Genomic DNA, 1,608 nt, shown 5'->3' on the forward strand with positions numbered 1-1,608 from the left:
AGGCATGGTTCAAAGTGAGCGTGAACCAATGTGACAATTGACGAACAAATTGACAAAAAGAATCCCTGAGAGTTAAGGTGAAATTGACAAAAACAACACCGTTCTCAGGGAGGAAACATGATCCATTGTAGCACGAGTGAGGAACGCGTCAACATGATCAGTCAGATGTTGGCTCAGCCCACCCACGGATTGGTCAGTCAGTTGAGTCGTACCCATCAGGTCTCTCGTCAAACATTGTACCGTTGGTCGGCCATCGGACGAAAAGCCTTGGAAGAGGCATTGGGAAAGAAGGCCCTGCCGATGAAGCAAACCACGTCGGTCGCCACGCTGGTGCTGACCACGTTGATCGAAACCCACGCGAGTTATCGGGGGATTCAAACCAGTCTGAGACGCATGCATGGCATCGAGATCAGCTTGGGAAAGATTGCCGGTCTGGTCAAAGAAGCAGGGCAACGTGCCCAGGATTGGATGGAACAGCAACAGGCTGGGACGGCGCGTGTCCTGGCCTTGGATGAACAATACAGCAGTCAGCGTGGAAAAGCCTATCTCAATGTGATTGATGTCCATAGTGGACAAGTCTGGGCGACCGTGCCACCCGTGGAGGTCGATGGAGACAGTTGGACCGCGCTGTTGTGGTATGTGCGTGAGCAGGGCATTCGTTCTTTGAGCACCGTAAGTGATGGCGGTCGGGCGATCCAGGAAGCCTTGAGTCACGTCCAGGGACAAGAGCAGCATCAACGCGATGTCTGGCATCTCTTCCACGTGGCGGCACAAGTCCAGGGACGCCTTGATCGTGCTGTGAAAACCGAGCAGGATCGTTTGCTGGTGATCCAACGACAAGCAGAACGCACTGCGGCTGGAAAACGAACACGAGGAAGGCCTCCCAAGGCAACACTTTCCCAGCAGCAGGCGCTGCTGGCGCAGATGGAGTACGTTGCCGACGGTGTCCGCTACCTCTGCCAGCATGTGCACACCGTGTTGGAAGTGGTCGTACTCAACGCTGATCGCGTCCTCACGAGTGAGCAGCGTCAAGGCGAGATGGAAGCCGCATTGGATCTGTTGGATGAGGTGGCTCCATTGGCCACCCCGGCATTGCAGAAGCAGATTGAGCTGCTTGCCAAGCAGCTTCGTCTGGCATTGCCTCAAACCTTGCTGTTTGCCAGGCAGCTTGATGCGCTGCAAGAGCAGGCTGCGCGCATCCTGGGGCCCGAGGCGGTGGCGCTGTTGGCGTGGGCATGGATGCGACGAGCCGTGCTTGGTCCGAGCAGCAAAGCACTGCTTCAAAACATTCCATCGCTCTGGCGAGCAGAGGCCTCCCGCCTTCTGGCAGGCTGGGATCAAGCAGTCCGAGCCAGTAGTGCTGTTGAAAATTGGCATAGCATTGTCCGGCCTCATCTGGCCGTTCATCGCACCCTTTCGGCTGGTATGCTCGCACTGCTGGCTGTTTGGCATAATCACCGGATTGCTCCCCGTGGTCTTCATGAGGGACTTTCCCCTTTACAACGGACGGATTCAAATGTTCCCGAGGGAGATTGGTTGGCAGCTTTGGGTTATTCTGCTCTCGCTGCCTGATTGTTCAAAAGTGTCACGTGGTTTTGAACCATGCCT

At 55.7% G+C, this 1,608-nt stretch carries 1 protein-coding gene; it reads left to right on the forward strand.

Going from position 1 to position 1,608, the window contains the following annotated elements:
- The first annotated feature begins 117 nt into the window (after positions 1-117).
- Entirely contained in the window at positions 118-1,572 is a 1,455-nt protein-coding gene (locus F1593_RS27930; RefSeq protein ID WP_149404826.1) for a hypothetical protein, read from the forward strand.
- Positions 1,573-1,608 lie beyond the last annotated feature (36 nt).

This window comes from Dictyobacter arantiisoli (assembly GCF_008326305.1).
Classification (GTDB): Bacteria; Chloroflexota; Ktedonobacteria; order Ktedonobacterales; family Ktedonobacteraceae; genus Dictyobacter; species Dictyobacter arantiisoli.